The organism is Paenibacillus sp. HJGM_3 (assembly GCF_045062745.1).
Taxonomy (GTDB): Bacteria; Bacillota; Bacilli; order Paenibacillales; family NBRC-103111; genus Paenibacillus_AA.
Map to the genome: position 1 here is coordinate 17,441 of NZ_JBJGED010000003.1, position 18,910 is coordinate 36,350.

General features: G+C 59.6%; 16 protein-coding genes and 1 riboswitch. Of the genes, 12 read left to right on the plus strand and 4 right to left on the minus strand.

Annotated elements, in window-relative coordinates; all coding sequences use genetic code 11:
• Nucleotides 1-103: 103 nt before the first annotated feature.
• Complete coding sequence (locus ACI5FR_RS04255; protein WP_405450749.1) at nt 104-787, plus strand: SGNH/GDSL hydrolase family protein; 684 nt, start codon at nt 104-106, stop codon at nt 785-787.
• Here ACI5FR_RS04255 and ACI5FR_RS04260 read toward each other — a convergent pair.
• Nucleotides 784-1,680, minus strand: coding sequence for a helix-turn-helix domain-containing protein (locus ACI5FR_RS04260; RefSeq protein ID WP_405450752.1), 897 nt, complete (start codon nt 1,678-1,680; stop codon nt 784-786). The genes ACI5FR_RS04255 and ACI5FR_RS04260 overlap by 4 nt on opposite strands.
• Nucleotides 1,681-1,878: 198 nt before the next feature.
• Between ACI5FR_RS04260 and ACI5FR_RS04265 the strand changes: the two genes are divergently transcribed.
• Nucleotides 1,879-2,811 carry a phytanoyl-CoA dioxygenase family protein gene (locus ACI5FR_RS04265; RefSeq protein WP_405450755.1) on the plus strand — a complete coding sequence of 311 codons (933 nt, stop codon included), beginning with the start codon at nt 1,879-1,881 and terminating at the stop codon, nt 2,809-2,811.
• 103 nt (nt 2,812-2,914) lie between these two features.
• Here ACI5FR_RS04265 and ACI5FR_RS04270 read toward each other — a convergent pair whose 3' ends face one another.
• The gene (locus tag ACI5FR_RS04270) at nt 2,915-3,853 is read right to left on the minus strand and encodes an NADP-dependent oxidoreductase (RefSeq protein WP_405450757.1); all 939 of its coding nucleotides are present in this window, start codon (nt 3,851-3,853) and stop codon (nt 2,915-2,917) included.
• Between the two features lie 256 nt (nt 3,854-4,109).
• Between ACI5FR_RS04270 and ACI5FR_RS04275 the strand changes: the two genes are divergently transcribed.
• The 4 genes from ACI5FR_RS04275 (at nt 4,110) to ACI5FR_RS04290 (ending at nt 7,141) form a co-directional block, all read left to right on the plus strand.
• The gene (locus ACI5FR_RS04275; protein WP_405450760.1) at nt 4,110-4,583 is read left to right on the plus strand and encodes a MarR family winged helix-turn-helix transcriptional regulator; all 474 of its coding nucleotides are present in this window, start codon (nt 4,110-4,112) and stop codon (nt 4,581-4,583) included.
• Between the two features lie 26 nt (nt 4,584-4,609).
• Nucleotides 4,610-5,491: an RNA polymerase sigma factor SigJ gene (sigJ, locus tag ACI5FR_RS04280; RefSeq protein ID WP_405450763.1), complete on the plus strand. Its 882-nt coding sequence runs from the start codon at nt 4,610-4,612 to the stop codon at nt 5,489-5,491.
• A gap of 138 nt (nt 5,492-5,629) precedes the next feature.
• Entirely contained in the window at nt 5,630-6,082 is a 453-nt protein-coding gene (locus ACI5FR_RS04285) for a carboxymuconolactone decarboxylase family protein (RefSeq protein ID WP_405450766.1), read from the plus strand.
• A 225-nt stretch (nt 6,083-6,307) separates the two neighbouring features.
• Nucleotides 6,308-7,141, plus strand: a complete 834-nt coding sequence (locus ACI5FR_RS04290; protein WP_405450769.1) for a phytanoyl-CoA dioxygenase family protein — start codon at nt 6,308-6,310, stop codon at nt 7,139-7,141.
• A gap of 62 nt (nt 7,142-7,203) precedes the next feature.
• Here the strand turns inward: ACI5FR_RS04290 and ACI5FR_RS04295 are convergent, their stop codons facing one another.
• Entirely contained in the window at nt 7,204-8,073 is an 870-nt protein-coding gene (locus ACI5FR_RS04295; RefSeq protein WP_405450771.1) for a helix-turn-helix transcriptional regulator, read from the minus strand.
• 159 nt (nt 8,074-8,232) lie between these two features.
• Between ACI5FR_RS04295 and ACI5FR_RS04300 the strand changes: the two genes are divergently transcribed.
• The 6 genes from ACI5FR_RS04300 (at nt 8,233) to ACI5FR_RS04325 (ending at nt 17,838) form a co-directional block, all read left to right on the plus strand.
• Nucleotides 8,233-9,699 carry a M23 family metallopeptidase gene (locus tag ACI5FR_RS04300; RefSeq protein ID WP_405450774.1) on the plus strand — a complete coding sequence of 489 codons (1,467 nt, stop codon included), beginning with the start codon at nt 8,233-8,235 and terminating at the stop codon, nt 9,697-9,699.
• Between the two features lie 824 nt (nt 9,700-10,523).
• Nucleotides 10,524-10,719, plus strand: a riboswitch (cyclic di-AMP (ydaO/yuaA leader).
• Between the two features lie 262 nt (nt 10,720-10,981).
• Nucleotides 10,982-11,059, plus strand: a complete 78-nt coding sequence (kdpF, locus tag ACI5FR_RS04305) for a K(+)-transporting ATPase subunit F (RefSeq protein WP_405451477.1) — start codon at nt 10,982-10,984, stop codon at nt 11,057-11,059.
• Between the two features lie 33 nt (nt 11,060-11,092).
• Entirely contained in the window at nt 11,093-12,772 is a 1,680-nt protein-coding gene (gene kdpA, locus ACI5FR_RS04310; protein WP_405450776.1) for a potassium-transporting ATPase subunit KdpA, read from the plus strand.
• 21 nt (nt 12,773-12,793) lie between these two features.
• Nucleotides 12,794-14,824, plus strand: coding sequence for a potassium-transporting ATPase subunit KdpB (kdpB, locus tag ACI5FR_RS04315; protein WP_405450779.1), 2,031 nt, complete (start codon nt 12,794-12,796; stop codon nt 14,822-14,824).
• Nucleotides 14,825-14,839: 15 nt separating this feature from the next.
• Complete coding sequence (gene kdpC, locus ACI5FR_RS04320) at nt 14,840-15,448, plus strand: potassium-transporting ATPase subunit KdpC (RefSeq protein WP_405450780.1); 609 nt, start codon at nt 14,840-14,842, stop codon at nt 15,446-15,448.
• Between the two features lie 65 nt (nt 15,449-15,513).
• Complete coding sequence (locus tag ACI5FR_RS04325; RefSeq protein WP_405450783.1) at nt 15,514-17,838, plus strand: universal stress protein; 2,325 nt, start codon at nt 15,514-15,516, stop codon at nt 17,836-17,838.
• On the opposite strand, the gene corA is transcribed toward ACI5FR_RS04325, so the two are convergent.
• Nucleotides 17,831-18,778: a magnesium/cobalt transporter CorA gene (gene corA, locus ACI5FR_RS04330; protein WP_405450785.1), complete on the minus strand. Its 948-nt coding sequence runs from the start codon at nt 18,776-18,778 to the stop codon at nt 17,831-17,833. The two genes, ACI5FR_RS04325 and corA, sit on opposite strands and share 8 nt — an antisense overlap.
• Between the last annotated feature and the right edge of the window lie 132 nt (nt 18,779-18,910).

Below are 18,910 nucleotides of genomic sequence, written 5' to 3' on the forward strand. Positions count from 1 at the left end.
CCTGCTTTTTTTATTTAAGCGAATATGGCTTTCTGTAAGTCATCGCCTGATGTAAAATCTAGGTAAGTTTTATAGAAGGGAATCGGAGGAGGTTGGAATCGCAATGGGATTCGAGCAAGTGAGGCGGAAGCTGGAGGCCGGGGAACGCCTTGTCATCGTAGGATATGGGGACAGTTGGACATACGGCAGCTGTGCGGACGGCTGGGAGGAGGCGCGGGCGGCAGGCTATGACCGGGAATTGATCACGGGCTCCTGGATCGTGCAGCTGCAGCGGTACTGCGCCGTGCGGAGTGCGCACGTTGAGGTGCACAACGCCGGGCAGGGCGGGTGGACGGCCGCGCGGGGAGCCGACCATTTCGACGAGCTGGTCGGCCGGCTGCAGCCGGATCTCGTGCTGCTGAACTTCGGCATCAACGACTGGCGCCACCGCGTGCCGCTGGCCGACTATCGCCGCACGATGGAGTCGCTCGTCGAGCGCATCCGGCTGCTCGGCAGCGACTGCGTATTGTGGACGAGCGGACCGGTGTCCTCCATGCGGGGCGAGACGCACGAGTGGGACGATCCGGTCGACGACCGGGAGTTCCCGCATCCATTCGCCGCCTACAACGAGACGATCCGCGACATCGCCCGAGAACGCGGTCTTACGCTGGCCGACGCGGAACGGGCGATCCTGGCGGACACGGAGTTCGTGCGGTCCAAGGGAGCCTGGTTCTTGGACGCGATTCATTTCCTCCAGCCTGGACATGACCGCATCTTCCGCTGTATCCGGGAGACGCTGCAACTCTAGTAAGAACCCCGTGACCGGTCCAGCTTGCCCACTCCTGTCGTCATCGTGGCGCAGTAGTCGGTGAGGCTGTGGCCGGTTTTCTTTTTGAACATTTTGCCGAAGGCATGCACGTCCGCATAACCGACCCGGTCCGCGATCTCGCTAACGCTCAGCTCGGTCTGGATAGCCAGCTCCTTGGCCGCCTTCACGCGCAGCCAGATTTGGTACTGCATCGGCGACAGCCCGAACGTGTTGCGGAACAGCGGGATCATGTAGCTGCGGCTTAAGGCGGCCACGGCTTCCAGCTCCTCGAATTGTATCGTCCGGTTGAAATGCTCGTGGATGTAATTTTTGACGAGAATGATCTTGGCCTTGCCGGGATGCTGCTTGCCGGAGGGGGCCTGTTCCTGCTTCCCTTGGGACAGATGAGCCAGCACTTGCAGGAGGAGTCCCTGGCAAATCATCAGGTTCTCGAGCCCGGGCTGCTGGTAGTGGGTGACGAGCTGCGTGAGCAGCCGGTCTACCGGATGGTCGGCGTAATTGCCGCAGTAGTGCCCATGCGCGAACAAAGCTTCGAACGGGAACTCGCTCGCCCCGAAATGAAACAGAAGCGACACGCATACATACGGCTGCCCCTCGATTGTATAGATCGAGTTCGACTCTTGCGGCCGATGCACGACGATATCCCCCTTGACCGTCCGGTACACCCGCCCGCCGATCTCGTAATCCGCTGCGCCGGCCGCCACATATTGCAGGGCGTAATGCTTCAGGTAGCGGGTCGGGATGTGCCAGCCCTTGGGGGCGTTGAACGTATGCGCGAGTGTGATGTACGGGGGGAAATGGTAGTTCTCCATGTAAGGGATCGTATCCTGCGGGGAGAGGGAGTACAGGTCGACTTTGCCTGAGTCGGACATGGCGTTACCTCCTTGGCGAGTGCGAATGGTAAATGGTCGAGGGGCGACTTCATCTGCTTTTAACATACCATAATATTGGATACCAAATCATATGTTTTGTCTAATTACAGCCGGCGAAATCTGACGTACAATGAAGACAAATCCGAGCGGTGGCCATCGCCTCGATTCCATTCCAGTAAGCCGAAAGAGGTGCATGTTATGGATTCGAAAGTTCCTTCGATTGAGATTCCTTATGTGGATGCTCAGCAGCAGGACTGCATTACGGACGAGCAGGCGCAGTTTTTCCTCGACAATGGGTTCCTTGTGCTGCGTCGTGTAGTGGTGGGCGACGAATTGAAACAGGCCCAAGCCGAAATGACCGAGCTGACCGAGATCGGCATGGCGGGGGTCGACGATAATTCCGACTACATGTATGGCAAAGGACGGAAGACCGGCAACAATGTGCTGAAGCGGATCGAGTACGTCATCGACAAGAAGGACTCCATGAAGACGCTGCTCGGCAATCCGTTCATCCTTCGGTCCGTGGAGAAAATTCAAGGCCGCAATTTTATCCCGACATGGGATTCGATGGTGCTGAAAATGCCGGACGAGGGCATCATCGTCCCGTGGCACCGGGATGCGGAAGTCCCCTATGGAGCGGTCAATCCAAAGCCGATCTTCAATGTCGATTTCTATATGGACGACGCGGATCTGAAATCGTGCCTGTGGGTCATTCCGGGGAGCAACAAGTGGAGCAAGGAAGAGATCCAGGCGCGCATTCGCCGGGACGCCGATTTCGATACGTCCGACGCCATACCGGTCCCGATGCAGGCGGGCGACGCGATCTTCCACGACATCACTGTGCTGCACGGCTCGCCGGCCGGCGACGGCAACGCGCTGCGGCGCACCGTCTACTTCGAGTTCCGCGAGATCGAGACGGAGCACGACTATGGCCCGCACGTGCCGGCCTACATCCCGCTCAAGCAGCAGGTGCTCTTGGCATGTATGGAGCGCCGACGCAACGACCCGGCGTTCGCCCACGAGAAGCCGTTCGAGTATCGGCCGTTCGGGCCGTTCGCGGTGACCGCGGCGGCGGAGCCGCCCAGTACGTATCGCTATCCGCATGGGGACTATTGGCGGGGAAAAGCGTAGGCGGATAAAGGAAGTCTAACCGAAGCCCTATGGTGGGGGCTTCGGTTTTTTCCATTTCGTTGCATGGCATAGTTAACTAATAGGATAAGCATGTATGTGCGAGTCAATCGCCCACATGTAGCAAGATCCGCCCCCGGCCATGTCCGGATTGGCTGAGCCGATGGGCTTCGGCGGCTTGGGCGAGCGGTAGGACCGGACCGATGAACGTCCGGACATGGCCTTGCTCGATCAAGCGGGCGATTGCCTCCAGGTCGGCGGTGCCGGCCGTCCGGCTCGGCTTGAGTGCGCGGATACCCAGCGCCTGCGCACGCTCCTCGGACGGTTGGGCCAGAAGGGACACGAGGGTCCCGCCTCGCTTCACAACCGCCCAGGATCGCTCCAGCGTCGGGCCGCCGACCGTATCGAGCACGAAGTCAACCTCGGCTGCCGCTTGCTCGAAAGGGGTCGTCGTATAATCGACCACTTCCGCCGCGCCCAGGGAGCGGACGAAGTCCATGTTGGCCGGGCTCGCCGTCCCGATCACGGTCGCTCCGATCCAGCGGGCGAACTGAACCGCGTATAGACCGACCCCGCCGGCGGCGCCATGGATAAGGATCCGGTCGCCGGCCTTCAACGCGCCGTCATGCACGAGCGCCTGCCAAGCCGTCGTCGCGCCGCCGGACAACGACGCCGCCTCGGCGAACGGCAGCGCGTCGGGCTTCGGCGCGATGGCTTCGACCGCCGCCGTCGTGTAGGCCGCATACGTGCCCTTCGGGCTGCGTCCGAATACGGCCTGCCCCGGCCGGAACCCGGTCACGCCCGGGCCGATCTCCGCGATAACGCCGGCGAAGGCGGTACCCGGAATGACCGGGAAGTTCACGGGGACGGGCATCAGCCCTTGGCGCAGCTTCCAATCGACCGGCAGCACGCCGGCATGATGGATCCGTACGAGCACTTCCCCGGCTTGAGGCTGCGGGAAGGGAGCTTGCTCCACCTGCAGCACTTCGGGACCTCCGTGCCGATGGTAACGGATGGCTGTCATGAATGACGCGGAATGATTCATAATGAAGCTCCTTTCAGATCAGGGTAGGCGCACGAATAGGGGAATGACTTTACATCGCTCAATGCCCGGAAGTACAATGAATAAAATCGGAGTTCGCATATATTGAGTATACTCACTATGAGTGTATGGGATTTATTTGGAGGAGTCAAGAAGCAGTGCAGTAAACCAGTACAAAAAGCAGCACAGAGAGCCGTGCAAAAAAGCCGTGCAAGACCGTGCTAAAAGCCGTGCAAAGAAGCCGTCAAGGAGGATTCATATGCGCCAGTCCGGAAACCCTAAACCCGATCATCCCTCGGAGCCCGCACCATCGGCGGGGGACGTCCTGCAAGCTTTGTTCCGCGCGTCCCATCATTTCCACCGTCAATTCGAGCTCGGCCTCACGGCTTGCTCGGTCCCCGCTTACCTAACGGGGCCACGAGTGCGGTTTCTGGCAGCGGTAATGGAGGCCGGGCAGGTGCGGATGGGCGATATGGCCGACAAGCTCGGGATTCAGGCGCGGACGGTCACCCAGTTCGTCGATGCGCTGGAGCAGGAGGGGCTGCTCGTTCGACTCCCCGACCCGAAGGACCGCCGTGCGACCCTGTTGCAGGTCACGGAGAAGGCGCTGCCGCTCGTGGCGGATGCGAGGGCCGCGATGAGCCGGGTGGCGGCGCAGGTGCTGTCGCCGCTCACGGACGAGCAGCGCCGCAGTCTGTACGCGATATTATCCCCCTTTAGCGTGGGATCATGACCGGTGACCGAGAAGGGAGAATGGCGATGCAGATAACCATAGATGAGATTTACCGGGAGTATCGGGGCTTGCTGATCTCCGTCGCTTACCGGATGACGGGCTCGATGGCGGAGGCCGAGGATATCGTGCAGGATCTGTTCGTCCGGCTGGCGGAGACCGACTTGTCCGGGATTCGTGAGATGCGTGCGTATCTGATCCGCAGCGTGACGCATCGGGCGCTCAATGTCATGAACTCCTCACGGCACCGGCGAGAGGTGTACCCGGGCCAGTGGCTGCCGGAGCCGGTCGCCGACCGCCCGGAGGACGATCCGGAGCGCCGGGCGGTGCTCTCGGACGACATGAGCTACGCGCTCCTCGTGCTGCTGGAGCGGCTGTCGCCGGACGAGCGTGCGGCGTTCCTGCTGCGCGATGTATTCGGGATGAGCTACCGGGAAGTGGCGCAGGCGATGGACAAGACGGAGGCGAACAGCCGCAAGCTCGTCAGCCGCGCCAATATGAAGCTCCAGGGCGAGCGGCCGAAGCGAACGCTCGATCGCGAACGCTCCGAAGCGTGGCTGCGGATGTTCACCCGCGCGACGGAGTCGGGCCGCTTCGGCGAGCTGCTCGCGTTCGTCCGCGACGACGCGGTGATGGTGTCGGACGGCGGCGGCAAGGTGCGGGCGGCGATCCATCCGATCGTCAGCGCGGCGAGAATCGCGGCGTTCTTCGAGGGGATCGCGGCGAAGGGCAGCTTGGCCGGAGAGTGGAGGCTGATCCATCTTGGCGGCGAGCCGGGCCTCGCCCTGTTGCGGGATGGCGCGATCGTCAAGGTGCTCCTCCCCGACTGGGATGACGAGGGGCGCATCCGGCAGTTGTTCCTGATTGTGAATCCGGACAAGCTGAAGCATCTCGGGCTTCCCGATCATTGAATCGCACAATTAATATTGTGGGCAGTGGATCGAACCTAGCTGCAAAGTGTTTGTCACAAAACCGGCCGGCTATTTGTCTACATCATGAGCGCGCTTCTTAAGAAGCCGCATTCCCACAATGGAAGGAGCAGGTTCCCCATGAACCTTCGATTCAATCATTATAATGTCCATCCTGAGGTCTACAAGCTGATGAGCACGTTCGAGCAATGGGTTAGCAGCAGCAGCCTGGACAAAGAACTCTACGAGATCGTGAAAATCCGGGCTTCGCAGATCAACGGATGCTCATTTTGCCTTGATATGCACTCAACCGACTTTCGCAAGCTGGGGGATAACGAGCAACGCGTCGTTCTCATCGGCGTCTGGCGGGAGAGCCCATGCTTCAGCGATCGCGAGCGGGCGGCGTTGGAATTGACCGAAGCGGTCACGGAAATTTCGAAGGGCGGGGTTAGCGACGCCTTGTACAACCGGGTGCGCGAACACTTCAGCGAGAAGGAGTACATGGAGCTGATCATGGCGATTAACGTCATTAACAACTGGAATCGGATCGCGATTTCAACCGGGATGTACCCAGGGTATCAGAACGCGAAATAAGTTGGGGTGGCGGAAAGAGCCGTCCGAGGTCGAGTATGGGGACCACGGTCGGCTTTTTGCCGTTCTTGTTTCCGCATACGCCCGGTCTTGCCGCACAATCTTGCAAAAGTGCAAATGCTTGTTGCAGAATGGCAAATACGGGAGGGATGCGGGTCGGATATGCTTGCATCAAGGAAGCAAACAACAAACCGTGATTCGCGGATCCGACTAGGGAGGCTGGAGCTTATGTTAACGCAAGCGCAATTGGACGAGTTCGAGAAGAATGGGTTTCTTAAAGGGGACGTCGTGTTAAGCGATGCAGAAGTGGAAAGGCTTCGCGAGGAGCTCGACCGCGTCATCGAAGGGAAGTCGGGGAAAGCGCCGGTCCTCAACCGTAACTTGCTCGAATATCAAGAGAGCGGAATGGGCATGGATATGAAGATCAGCGAGAAGGTCGTCCAGATCGTCAACATCTGGATGGCGAGCGAGGCGTACCTCGAGCATGCGAAAAACAAGCGCGTGTGCGAGGAAATCGCCCAGCTGTGCGGGACGGACACGCTCCGCATCTGGCACGACCAGATTCAATACAAGCCGCCTGTCACCGGGGGGCCGACCGCCTGGCACCAGGATCACCCGCTCTGGCCGGTCATCCAGCCGGCCGACCTCGTCAGCGCCTGGATCGCGCTCGACGACGCCGTCATCGAGAACGGCTGCATGTGGATGGTGCCGGGCAGTCACAAGTGGGGCAACCAGCAAAAGTATCTCCGCGCCGACGACCGGTTCATGCCGTATCACGCCGATCCGGAGATGCTTCCGGCAGATGCGGTGGTCCAGGCGGTGCCGTTCGAGATCAAGAAGGGGCAGGTGGGCTACCACCATAGCCTCACCTGGCACGGCAGCCCGCACAACCGCTCCGAGCGGAAGCGCCGGGCGATCGCGGTGCACTACATGCCGGGGCATACCCGGTACGTGCCTTCGGCCCATCACCCAATGCTGCCGTATGTCGAAGTCGAGCCGGGCGAGATCCTGCAGGGTGAGCATTTCCCGGTCGTCTACGAGCGTGATGTAGTACGGAGCTAAGTAGAAAAGCGGTTGAGCGGAGTCTGCGTAAGATGACCTGCCAACCGCTTTTTGTTTGCTCTTTAATGGTTCTGCAGCTTGAACTGTGTCGGCGTGAGGCCGGTCAGCTCCTTGAAATTGCGGGAGAAATAATGCAGGCTGGAGTAGCCGAGCCGTTCGGCGATGACGTCCAGCTTCTCGTTCGTCAGCAAGTAATACTTGGCCTTCCGGATGCGCTCCGCGATCAAATATTGCTTCGGATTCGTACCGGTCACCCGGCCGAAGAGCGAAGCGAAATACACCGAATGGTACCCGCACAGCCCGGCCAATTGGGCCACGGTCCAGTTGACCTCCGGATGCAGCTCGATCGCCTGCAGGGCCGGCTCGATCTTAGCTCGATCCGGCGATAGCGGCTGCTCGCCGAGCAGATGCCGGACGATCCCCGTGAGCAGCTCCATCAGCAGCGCGCGCAGCAGCCAAGCGTGACCGGGCAGCTCGCGCTGATATTCCGTCTCGAGCCGCTTATGAATCGGCTCCAGCCCGGGAACGGCGAAGTGGTGCGGCAGAGTGAGCGAGATCCGTTCGTCGATCTCGAGCGTGTAGGCCATCGGCTCCTGGACGAGCTCTTGCTCGGAGCAGTGGAGGATCGAGTAGGCCGGATGCACTGGGACGGGGGAGTCATGGTCGAGGTGAAAGTGAAGGCTGAAGAAGCGCGTAGCCTGAACCGCGACTAACCGATGCGGACTGTGCGCACCATAAAAGGCGTAGTCGCCGCTCCGCAATCGGTATGTTTCGGCCCCCAATTGAAGCTCCGCTTCCCCGGACGCAACATAGAACAGCTGGCAGTCGGGAATGAGGCGCGGTCCCCATGTCATCCGGGAAGGTGCTTCATCGTGACTGGCAAAGTTGACGGTAGGCCGCAGCCGGCTGAGCGTTCCGTTGAAAGCGTGCATTGGGGTCACCTCGCGCAGACAAAGTTCATTGCTTTCATTATGGCGACCCTAGGGCGAGGATGCAACCGGAATTGCGCACGTTTGTCGCAGACAAGTGTTGTCCGGCAGCAGCAAGTATCGTACTATGGAAGCATCCATGAAAAAGAGAGGCACGGAACTATGGCCGACGGCAAACAAGCAGCTTCCAACATTCGCAACCGAAAACGAAACCGGATCTATAAAGGGGTCCTGCTCACAGCAGGGCTTATCTCCATAGCCTTGGTAAGCATGGCCGCCTACAACGTGAGAACCGCGGTAGCGCCACAGCTGGCGAGCGGCGAGACCGAACTCGCGGTGCCGATTCCGAAGGCTGCGGTCGAGCTGCGCATGACGGACTTGGACCACGGTTGGGTCCGTTACGAGGACGCGATCGAGGTAGCCGGAGTGAAGCGGTCCTATACGGAAATAACGACCGACGGAGGGCTGAGCTGGAAGGCCGCCCCGAGCGCTGCCGGTGCATCGGCAAGCACAAGTGCGCCAGCCGGCACGGGCGCTGGTACGGCCGCTGGTACGCCCTCGGCGACCCCAGATCCTTGGGCGGACTTATGGGCGCCGCCCGCGCAGCCGCAGCTCACTACGCTGATGATTGCTTCGAAGACGTACAAGGTGAAGCAAGCGCAATTTCTCACCTCGGCCATCGGCTGGGCCATCGTGGAGAGCGACTCGGCGGAGCCTCTGCCGCCGCTCGTCACCGTGGACGGAGGGAAGACGTGGCAGAAGGAAGCGACGCCCGACGTGCGGCAAGCGCTCGAGGCGGAGAAGAAGCGGCGCTCGACGGTCCAGCTCGAAGCGCAGCTGTATGAGAACGCTCAGGCGGCTCGCCAAGCGATGAGCTCCTCCTGGAAGCTGTTCCCGGCCACCGCCTACATCGGCGACGCGGTCCTGGTGCGCCACGACGGACCGGGCGAAGTCGCTTGGCAAGGAGCTGCTTACAAGCTCCAGCCCTATGGAGCGGGGTACTTCACGTACTTGCCGGTATCGCTGTCTGTCAAGCCGGGGACCTATACAATCGGGGATCAAGTGCTGACGATCAAGTCGAAGAAATTCGAGACGCAATACCTGCAGGTCACGCAGGAGATGGAAGCGATGAAGCAGGACACGGCCCGCATTTTGGCCGATCAGAAGAAGATCGACGCGGCTCGGAGCAAGTCGGCCCCGGAATTCCTGTTCGATTCGGAGTTCATTAAGCCGATCGAAGGGATCCTCACGACCCCTTACGGGTACACCCGGTACGTGAACAACAAATACGACAGCTCCCACCTGGCGTTAGACTTGGCCGCCAAGCAAGGGACGCCGATCAAGGCGACCAACGACGGCATCGTCGTCCTGGCGGAGACGCTGTACTTGACCGGCAACGCCATCTATATCGACCACGGCATGGGCCTCTTCTCCCAATATGCGCATATGTTGCAGTTGAACGTGAAGACCGGCGACAAGGTCAAGAAAGGCGACATCATCGGCCTCGTAGGCACGACTGGATTTTCAACCGGCCCCCATCTTCATTTCACGTTCTGGATGCACAATGTGCAGGCGAACCCGGACATTTTCTTCGGCACGAACCCGTTCCGCTGGCAGAGTTCCAAGTAAAGAGCTAAGCAAAAACCGGCCATAGGCCGGTTTTTTTGGCGCCAGGAAGCGGAAACTGGTCCGGTATAAGTTCCCATAGGCTGGGTGCACGGATTACAGTAAGGTGACGGAGGGAGAACAAATCACACGTTCTTGGGAATCTGACATCGGATCGGGGGTCATGGGATATATGTTCCGGGAATGACAAGTAATTAAGTAACGAGGGCTGGCGGATGATCGGATGAGGTGATGGAACAGTTAGGTCTCGGCTCAGTAAATCGGCTTTTCATAGATAACGGAAAAATTTTCCGCTATTGCTCGATTTTCATCGATCTCATAAAAATAATGAACATTTTTGCTGCTAACGATGTGAATGGGGTTGTTTTGCAATCGAAAAAATGGATTAGCGGCAAAATTTTCCGTTATTTGGGTTGGAATCACCTCGAAAATCAGGTTAGCAGCAAATTTTTCCGTTAATCGAGTCTACACCCTCCGGGCCCGCACCCCGCATCCCGCACCCCGCAAAACTAAGAAACCTCTCACCCGCCTATGCCGGCCCAATCCTCAATTTCGGGAAAAACAGCCCATATCCCCCGGTTCCTCTCAATAAAACGGATACAACCGCGCATCTCTTCCATTCTCCACATGCGTGCTATCTCATTTGCAGGCGTTTCGCCAATCAAGCGAAAATACACGAAATACAGAGCATCATAGAGAAAATCGGAGCCCCTATTCGATTAGCCCCTCGCCCCTACCGTTCCCTCTCCAAAATGAAAGCCGTCCTCCATTTACAGAACGACCCGGCAAGCGTAAGATACGACTCAGATTAATCCGAACCGACCGTTCGGAACGAATCGCTGAGTTTCCTGGGCCTGAGGCCTGGGAAAGCGGGGGAACCAAACGCGTCCCGCGGGCGACGGTGTGAGAGCCGTCAAACGCAGGAGGCATGGGGTGAATCCCGGTACATCGCACGTACCGGGTAGGGCGACTCTCACCGCCCGAATCCGTCAGCTAACCTCGTAAGCGTAGGATGGCAGAGCCGGTATCCACACCTGCGGCATGCCTTTGGAGAGAGGATGATGAAGCGTGTGATCTGACGTCAGACCACAGGGCTTAATGCCTCTGTGGTTTTTTTTGCATTTTTTTGGAACGCTATTGAAAACTGTGAAAGCACGTGATGAAAATCGGAGGCGATCGCGATGACCGATCTGTATATGCTGCTGCTCTTGGCGGCGACTTATTTCGTCTTCACCGGGTTCCTGTACTGGTGCGGCCGGGTGATCGAGGAAGGGGCCGAACAGCCATGATTGTAGTGCTCGTTTGCACCGCGCTCCTTTTTTTGTACCTGGTATATGCGCTGATCCATCCGGAAAAATTTTAGCCGGGATTCCGTCAAGGGAGGACACTGTCAACTATGGGCGTCTTGCAGATTACTATCGTCATAGTAGTGCTCTTGCTGCTCGTCAAGCCAATGGGCACTTACTTATACAACGTATTTCGCAATGAAGCGAACGCGACGGACCGCTGGTTCGGCTTCGTCGAGCGGCCCTTATTCGCCCTGATCGGGGTGAAGGACCGCAAGGGTATGACTTGGAAAACGTACGCCCTCAGCTTCATCGTCACCAATATCGCGCTAGTCGCTTTCTGTTACCTCATCCTGAGGCTGCAGAAGTTTCTGCCGCTCAATCCGAACGATATCGGTAATATGGAAGCGACGCTGAGCTTCAACACGGTCATCAGCTTCATAACCAATACGAACCTGCAGCATTACAGCGGGGAGACAGGCCTAAGCTACTTCTCCCAGATGATCGTCATCATGATGATGATGTTCACCTCGGCCGCCACCGGCCTGTGCGTCGCGATCGCGTTCATCCGCGGGATTACGAGCAAGGGGCATCAGATCGGCAACTTCTTCGAGGATTTCGTCAGGGCGCATACGCGGGTGTTCTTCCCGATCGCCTTGGTCGTGACGCTGCTGCTGGTCGCCTTGCACGTCCCGCAGACGCTCAAGCCGACGCAGACGGTCACCGGACTGGAGGGGCAGGAGCAGCAGATCGCGATCGGACCGGTGGCTTCGCTGGTATCGATCAAGCACTTGGGAACGAACGGCGGCGGGTTCATGGGCGTCAACTCGGCCCACCCGTTCGAGAACCCGAACGGGCTCACGAACGTCATCGAAATTCTGTCTATGTGGGTAATAGGTGCGGCGCTGCCTTACACGTATGGCTTGTTCGCCAAGAGCCGCAAGCAAGGCTGGGTTATTTTCTCCAGCATGATGCTCTTATTCGTCGCCTTCCTCGCCCTGAACTATGCGTCCGAGTCGAACGGCAACCCCGTCATGAACCGGCTCGGCATCGACGCCTCCCAGGGCAGTATGGAGGGCAAGGAAGTCCGCTTCGGTATCGCGCAGTCGTCCTTGTTCACCACCGTAACGACGGCGGCGACGACCGGCTCGGTCAACAACATGCACGATACGCTGACCCCGCTCGGCCAGATTACGCCGCTGTCTCTCATGATGCTGAACAACGTGTTCGGCGGCAAAGGGGTCGGGCTCGTCAACATGCTGATGTACGCCATGCTGGCGGTGTTCCTAGCCGGCCTGATGGTCGGACGTACGCCGGAATTCCTCGGGCGCAAGATCGAGCCTCGGGAGATGAAGCTGATTGCGATCGCGATTCTGGTGCATCCGCTTATCATTTTGGGGCCAACGGCGATTGCGCTTCTGACGGAGCTAGGGAAAGTCGCCATCACGAATCCATCGTTCCACGGCATCTCACAGGTGCTGTATGAATATACGTCGTCTGCGGCCAACAACGGGTCGGGCTTCGAGGGCCTGGGCGACAATACGCCATTCTGGAATATCTCTACCGGGCTCGTCATGCTGCTAGGCCGTTACATCTCCATGATCGCGATGCTGGCGGTGGCCGGCTCTCTCGTACGCAAGCAATGGGTGCCGGAGACGATCGGGACGTTCCGGACGGACAACGGGTTGTTCGTGGGTATTCTGGTCGGGACGGTCCTCATTATCGGGGCACTGACCTTCCTGCCGGTACTCGTGCTGGGACCGATCGCGGAACATTTGACGATTCGCTAATAGAAGAGGTGGGGATCAACCATGAGTTCAAAACGAAAAGGGTTATTGACCGGCGATATCGTCAAGCAAGCTGCGGTAGACAGCTTTGTCAAGCTGAACCCGGTCTCCATGATGAAAAATCCGGTCATGTTCGTCGTAGAAGTCGGCACGTTCGTCGTGCTGCTAATGACGCTGCTCCCTGGGTATTTCGGAACCGAGGAGGATATCGGGTTCAATTGCACTGTCTTCCTCATTCTGCTTTTCACGATCTTGTTCGCCAATTTCGCCGAGGCTCTAGCCGAAGGGCGAGGGAAGGCACAGGCCAGCTCGCTCAAGAAGACGAAGAAAGAAATCACCGCGAACAAGCGGGTGAACGGCGTCATCAAGCAGGTGCCGTCCACCGACTTGCGTAAAGGGGACATCGTCGTCGTCTCGCAAGGCGAGATGATCCCGGGCGACGGCGAAGTCATCGAGGGGCTCGGCTCCGTGGACGAATCGGCCATTACCGGGGAATCCGCCCCGGTCATCAAGGAAGCGGGCGGCGACTTCAGCTCCGTCACCGGGGGCACCCGCCTCGTCAGCGACCAACTAACGATCCGGATTACGAGCGATCCCGGGGAGTCGTTCATCGACCGGATGATCTCGCTCGTCGAAGGCGCGAAGCGGCAGAAAACGCCGAACGAGATCGCGCTGAACACGCTGCTCACCTCGCTGACGCTCATCTTCCTGATCGTCGTCGCCACCCTGGCGCCGATCGCGAAGTTCGTGGATGTCGAGCTGACGATCCCCGTGCTGATCGCACTGCTCGTCTGCCTCATCCCGACTACGATCGGCGGGCTGCTGTCGGCGATCGGGATCGCGGGCATGGACCGCGTCACCCAGTTCAACGTACTCGCCATGTCGGGCAAGGCGGTGGAGGCGTCGGGCGACATCAACACGATGATCCTCGATAAGACCGGGACGATCACGTTCGGGAACCGGATGGCGAGCAAGTTCATCCCGGTCGGCTCGGAGTCGGTGAGCGCCGTGGCGGAATGGGCAGCGATCAGCTCGGTGAAGGATGAGACGCCGGAAGGCCGTTCCGTCCTGGAGCTGATGAAGAAGGAAGGAATGACGTATTCCGAAGCGGTCGCGGTCGGCGGAGACTTCATCGAGTTCAAGGCGGAGACGCGGATGAGCGGCATCGACCTGAAGGACGGCCGCAAGGTACGCAAGGGCGCCGTTGACGCGGTGCGCCGCTGGGTCGAGGAGCAGGGCGGGACCGTACCCGCGGATCTGCAGCAGAAGGGCAACGCGATCGCGCAGGAGGGAGGCACCCCGCTCGCGGTCGCGGTAGATCGCACGATCTATGGGCTCATCTACCTGAAGGACACCGTGAAGCCTGGGATGAAGGAGCGGTTCGACCAGCTGCGCGAGATGGGGATCAAGACGATCATGTGTACCGGCGACAACCCGCTGACGGCGGCGACGATCGCCCGTGAAGCCGGCGTCGACGACTTCATCGCGGAGAGCAAGCCGGAGGACAAGATCGCCGTCATCCGCCGCGAGCAGGCCGAAGGCAAGCTCGTCGCCATGACCGGCGATGGAACGAACGATGCGCCGGCGCTGGCGCAGGCGGACGTCGGGCTCGCGATGAACAGCGGGACGACCGCGGCCAAGGAGGCGGCGAACATGGTCGACCTGGACTCGGATCCGTCCAAGATTATCGAGGTCGTTGGCATCGGCAAGCAGTTGCTCATGACGCGCGGCGCGCTGACTACGTTCAGTATCGCGAATGACGTGGCGAAGTACTTCGCCATCATCCCGGCGATGTTCACGATCGCCATCCCGGAGATGGAGGCGCTGAACGTGATGAGGCTCGGCTCTCCGCTGTCGGCTATCTTATCGGCATTAATCTTCAACGCCATTATCATTCCGCTGCTCATCCCGCTCGCGATGCGCGGGGTGGCGTACAAGCCGATGAGCGCGGCCAAGCTGCTGCAGCGGAATATGGCCTTGTACGGCTTCGGCGGCCTGATCGCCCCGTTCGTCGGGATCAAGGTGATCGACCTGATCGTGCATTTGTGGATCTAGAAGGAGAGAGCGCAAATGAATAAAAGGATAAAGCAAGAGCAAGAGACCGGGAGATTGTCGCTCGGCGTCGTCATAAGAATCAGCCTCGTCTTCATCGTCTTGTGTGGCATCGTGTATCCGCTCGTGTCTACCGGCCTAGCGCAAGTGCTGTTCCCGGGACGGGCGAACGGCAGCTTCATCGAGAATGCAGCGGGAGAGACGGTCGGTTCGGAGCTGATCGGACAGAAGTTCGACGATCCGATGCATTTTCAGAGCCGGGTGTCGAGTATAGACTATAAAGCGGAAGCATCCGGCTCGAACAACTATGCCCCGTCCAATCCGGATATGCTGAAGCGGACGGAGGAGTCGATCGCCGCCTGGCAGGAGGCGAATCCGAATGTGCCCTTGAGCGAGCTGCCGATCGACTTGATCACGAACTCGGGGTCGGGTCTCGACCCGCATATTACGCCGTCGTCGGCGAAGGTGCAAGTGCCCCGGATCAGCAAGCTGACCGGGGTGTCGGTGGCGCAGTTGAACCAGCTGGTGGACGATCATACGGAGGGGCGGGACCTCGGTCTGTTCGGCGAGCCGCGCGTCAATGTGCTGAAGTTGAACTTGGCCTTGGATAGTTTGTTGAAGAAGTAAGGAAGGGATCGTCGGGGGCTCTCAGGGCTCCGGACTTTTCCCGCTTCTAGGGGGAGTGGCATGGCATGGACGACTTCAAACGCAAGTCGCCGGAAGAGCTCCTGAAGTCGATCGCCCGGCTGCACCGGGGGCGGCTGAAGGTGTACATCGGCGCGCTCAGCGGGTCGGGCAAGACGTACCATATGCTTCGGGATGGGCAAGCGCTCAAGCAGGCCGGGATCGATGTCGTCATCTCGGCCGTATCCACGATGCAGCGGCCGGAGACGGTGGAGCAGATCGGGGATCTGGAGCGGGTGCCGAGCATCCGCCACCGCCTCGACGGCGTGGAGCGGAAGGATCTCGACCTCGACGCGATCGTGGCGCGCTGCCCCGAGGTGCTGCTCGTCGACGGACTCACTCACCGAAACCGGGAGGGGGCGAGATTCCCTACGCGCTTGGACGATATCCGCTTTTTGCTCGACCACGGCATCAGCGTCATTACGACCGTCAACGTCTATGAGCTGGAGGATGTGCGGGCGATCGCCAAAAAGCTGACGGGCATCGACGCGGCCGAGACGGTACCGGCCGACACGCTCGAGCGGGCCGACGAGGTCGTGCTGATCGACGTCACCCCGGAGACGATGCTGAGCCGGGTGGCGGAGGGCACGCTGCGCAATCAGAAGAGCGAGATGCTGAAGCGCGGCAACCTCGCCGTGCTGCGCGAGCTGACGCTGCGCCTCGTGGCCGAGGGCGTGAACGAATCGCTCGACCAGCATCGCGAGGATCTGGGGCTCACCGGCCCTTCGGGGGTATCGGAACGCATCCTGGTGTCGGCTCAATATCACTGGAACGGCTCGATCTACATCCGGCGCGGCCAGCAGATCGCCAAACGGCTGAATGGAGACCTGCTCGTCGTCACTTTCGTGAATCCGAAGCGGAAGACGAGCAAGGAGACGTCCGCGTTCAAGCGATCGATCACGAAGCTCGTCGAGCGGGTCGGTGCGGCAAGCTTCGAAGAGCTGCCGCTCCCGTCGCGGAGAGCGCTGCCCGGGATGCTGGTCGACTACGCGCTGGAGCACAAAGTCACGCGAATCGTGATCGGCCATTCGAAGCAGACGCGCTGGCAGGAATGGTGGCAAGGCTCGATCGTACATGGTATGTTGAAGCGCACGCGCCAGGTCGATATCTTCGTCGTGGCGGACCGGGCGGAGCATGAAGGCGAACGCATCCTCCCGACCCGGATGTCTAAGCCGGAGGACGAGGAGGCGGAGCTGTTCCGCCGCCTCACCTCGCAGGAGATGGACCGCCAAGTGCTGCGAATGAAGCGGGGACGGTTCAAGGTGTATATCGGGGCCGCGCCCGGCGTGGGCAAGACGTACACGATGCTGCGGGAAGGCAACGACTTGCTGAAGAAAGGCGTGCAAGTGTGCGTCGGGCTGCTCGAGACGCACGGCCGGGCCGAGACGCTCGCCCAGGTAGGGGCGCTGGAAGTGTTGCCGCGTCAGATGATCGAGTACCGGAGCACGCGCTTGGAGGAGATGGATACAGAGGCGATCCTCCGACGCAATCCCGAGGTCGTGCTCGTCGACGAGCTGGCGCATACGAACGTCCCGGGCAGCCGCCACAAGAAGCGGTACGAGGACGTATTGGACATTTTGGCAGCGGGCATCTCAGTCATCACGACTGTCAACGTGCAGCACTTGGAGAGCTTGAACGACGCGGTCGAGCAAATCACGGGTGTGCGGGTGCGGGAGACGGTGCCGGACCACATCCTTCGCCTGGCCGACGAGGTGCAGCTGATCGACGTGACGCCGCAGACGCTGCAGCAGCGCATGCAGGAAGGGCGCATCTATGCGAAGGAGAAGGTGGATCAGGCGCTTAACCATTTTTTCCGTATCGGCAATCTGATCGCCCTGCGGGAGCTGGCGTTGCGGGAAATCGCGGACGATGTGGACGAGAGGCTCGAGGCCTGGGAGCGCCGCAGCTCGCTCCGGGGCCCGTGGAGGCGGAAGGAATTCATCTATGTGTGCGTGAACAACATGCAGCACGCCGAGCGACTGATCCGCCGGGGCTTCCGCATCGCGTATCGGCTGAAGGCCGAATGGGTGGTGACTTTCGTGCAAGTGGAGCACGGGCGCCAAGGTGAGCGGTCCATTAAGGACCCAGAGTGTCTGGCAAGGCTGCAGAAGCTGACGGAGCGGCTGGGCGGCCGGTTCGAGGTGCAGCATGCGCGGCGGGCCAAGGACATTTCGCATGTGCTCGTGCGCACCGCGACCGCATACGGCGCGACGCAGATGATCGTCGGTCAGCCGAAGTCCTCGTTCTGGAAGGAGCTGTGGCAAGGCTCGCTTGTGAAGGATTTGCTGCGGACCGCGCGTCATATGGATGTGCTGGTCGTGGCGGCTACTTGAACCATCCTTTTTGGCGAAACCAAGTGAACATGCCGAATCCGATGCCGAACATAAGGGCAAGCACTGCGAAGTATCCCCACCGCCAGGTGAGCTCCGGCATGTAGTTGAAATTCATCCCATAGATGCCCGCTATGAACGTAAGGGGCATGAAGATCGTCGTGATAACCGTGAGCGTCTTCATGATCGTATTCATCCGATTGGAGCTGAGCGAGATATAGTTGTCCCGCATATCCGCCGTCATCTCCCGGTTCGCATCGATCATCTCGGCCAGCTTCAGCAGATGGTCGTAGACATCGTGAAAATAGAGACGCTGTTCTTTCAGCCCCGTAATGCGGTCAGAATTGACAATCCGGTACAGGAGGTCGCGCATGGGGATGACCGTCTTGCGGATTTTGAGCAATTGGGAACGGATGTCGAACACTTCGTTCATCAAGGTCGGGCTGTGTATCGGGCCACCGTCCGTCTCGATCTCCAGCAAATGATCCTCGATCTGAATGACGGCCGGGAAATATTGATCGACAAGCTTGTCCACCACCGAATACATGGCGTACAGAGGACCCTTCTCCCAATGGCGCTCGGAGGTGACCCTCTCCCAGGCCGCATCCAGCTCCCTAAGCTCGGCCTTGTGGAACGTCACGAGGAACCCCTCTCCGATAAACACGTCAACCTCATGAGCGGATAACTTCACCTCATCCAGGGCGTGCAGCACGAAGAAGTGCGTGTCCTCGTAATGGTCGAGCTTGGGCCGCTGGAGCAAATGGTAGCAGTCTTCGATGGCCAGAGGGTGAAAGTGGAAATGCGTCTCCAGGCTGCGCGCCTCTTCCTCCGTCGGAGCGTTGTAATCGACCCAATACCAGAGCGGGTTCTGGCGGGGAATCTCCTCCAGTGGAATGTTGTGCAGCAAGCCCAAGTCGCGGGTCACGATCATCGTCCGTAGCATGGACCAACCTCCTTGTTCACCGCAGGCGTTATCTACTGTGTTTCCAACATTAGGCCAATGTATGCCATGGGGAGCCATTCGCTGGCAGGATGCATAAACGGTACAGGCGGTTAATCTTACTGGAATCGGGCA

Coding starts and splice junctions, on each gene's coding strand:
- ACI5FR_RS04255 (WP_405450749.1), top strand. CDS start 104: ATGGGATTCGAGCAAGTGAGGCGGAAGCTGGAGGCCGGGGAACGCCTT.
- ACI5FR_RS04260 (WP_405450752.1), bottom strand. CDS start 1,680: ATGTCCGACTCAGGCAAAGTCGACCTGTACTCCCTCTCCCCGCAGGAT.
- ACI5FR_RS04265 (WP_405450755.1), top strand. CDS start 1,879: ATGGATTCGAAAGTTCCTTCGATTGAGATTCCTTATGTGGATGCTCAG.
- ACI5FR_RS04270 (WP_405450757.1), bottom strand. CDS start 3,853: ATGAATCATTCCGCGTCATTCATGACAGCCATCCGTTACCATCGGCAC.
- ACI5FR_RS04275 (WP_405450760.1), top strand. CDS start 4,110: ATGCGCCAGTCCGGAAACCCTAAACCCGATCATCCCTCGGAGCCCGCA.
- sigJ (WP_405450763.1), top strand. CDS start 4,610: ATGCAGATAACCATAGATGAGATTTACCGGGAGTATCGGGGCTTGCTG.
- ACI5FR_RS04285 (WP_405450766.1), top strand. CDS start 5,630: ATGAACCTTCGATTCAATCATTATAATGTCCATCCTGAGGTCTACAAG.
- ACI5FR_RS04290 (WP_405450769.1), top strand. CDS start 6,308: ATGTTAACGCAAGCGCAATTGGACGAGTTCGAGAAGAATGGGTTTCTT.
- ACI5FR_RS04295 (WP_405450771.1), bottom strand. CDS start 8,073: ATGCACGCTTTCAACGGAACGCTCAGCCGGCTGCGGCCTACCGTCAAC.
- ACI5FR_RS04300 (WP_405450774.1), top strand. CDS start 8,233: ATGGCCGACGGCAAACAAGCAGCTTCCAACATTCGCAACCGAAAACGA.
- kdpF (WP_405451477.1), top strand. CDS start 10,982: ATGATTGTAGTGCTCGTTTGCACCGCGCTCCTTTTTTTGTACCTGGTA.
- kdpA (WP_405450776.1), top strand. CDS start 11,093: ATGGGCGTCTTGCAGATTACTATCGTCATAGTAGTGCTCTTGCTGCTC.
- kdpB (WP_405450779.1), top strand. CDS start 12,794: ATGAGTTCAAAACGAAAAGGGTTATTGACCGGCGATATCGTCAAGCAA.
- kdpC (WP_405450780.1), top strand. CDS start 14,840: ATGAATAAAAGGATAAAGCAAGAGCAAGAGACCGGGAGATTGTCGCTC.
- ACI5FR_RS04325 (WP_405450783.1), top strand. CDS start 15,514: ATGGACGACTTCAAACGCAAGTCGCCGGAAGAGCTCCTGAAGTCGATC.
- corA (WP_405450785.1), bottom strand. CDS start 18,778: ATGCTACGGACGATGATCGTGACCCGCGACTTGGGCTTGCTGCACAAC.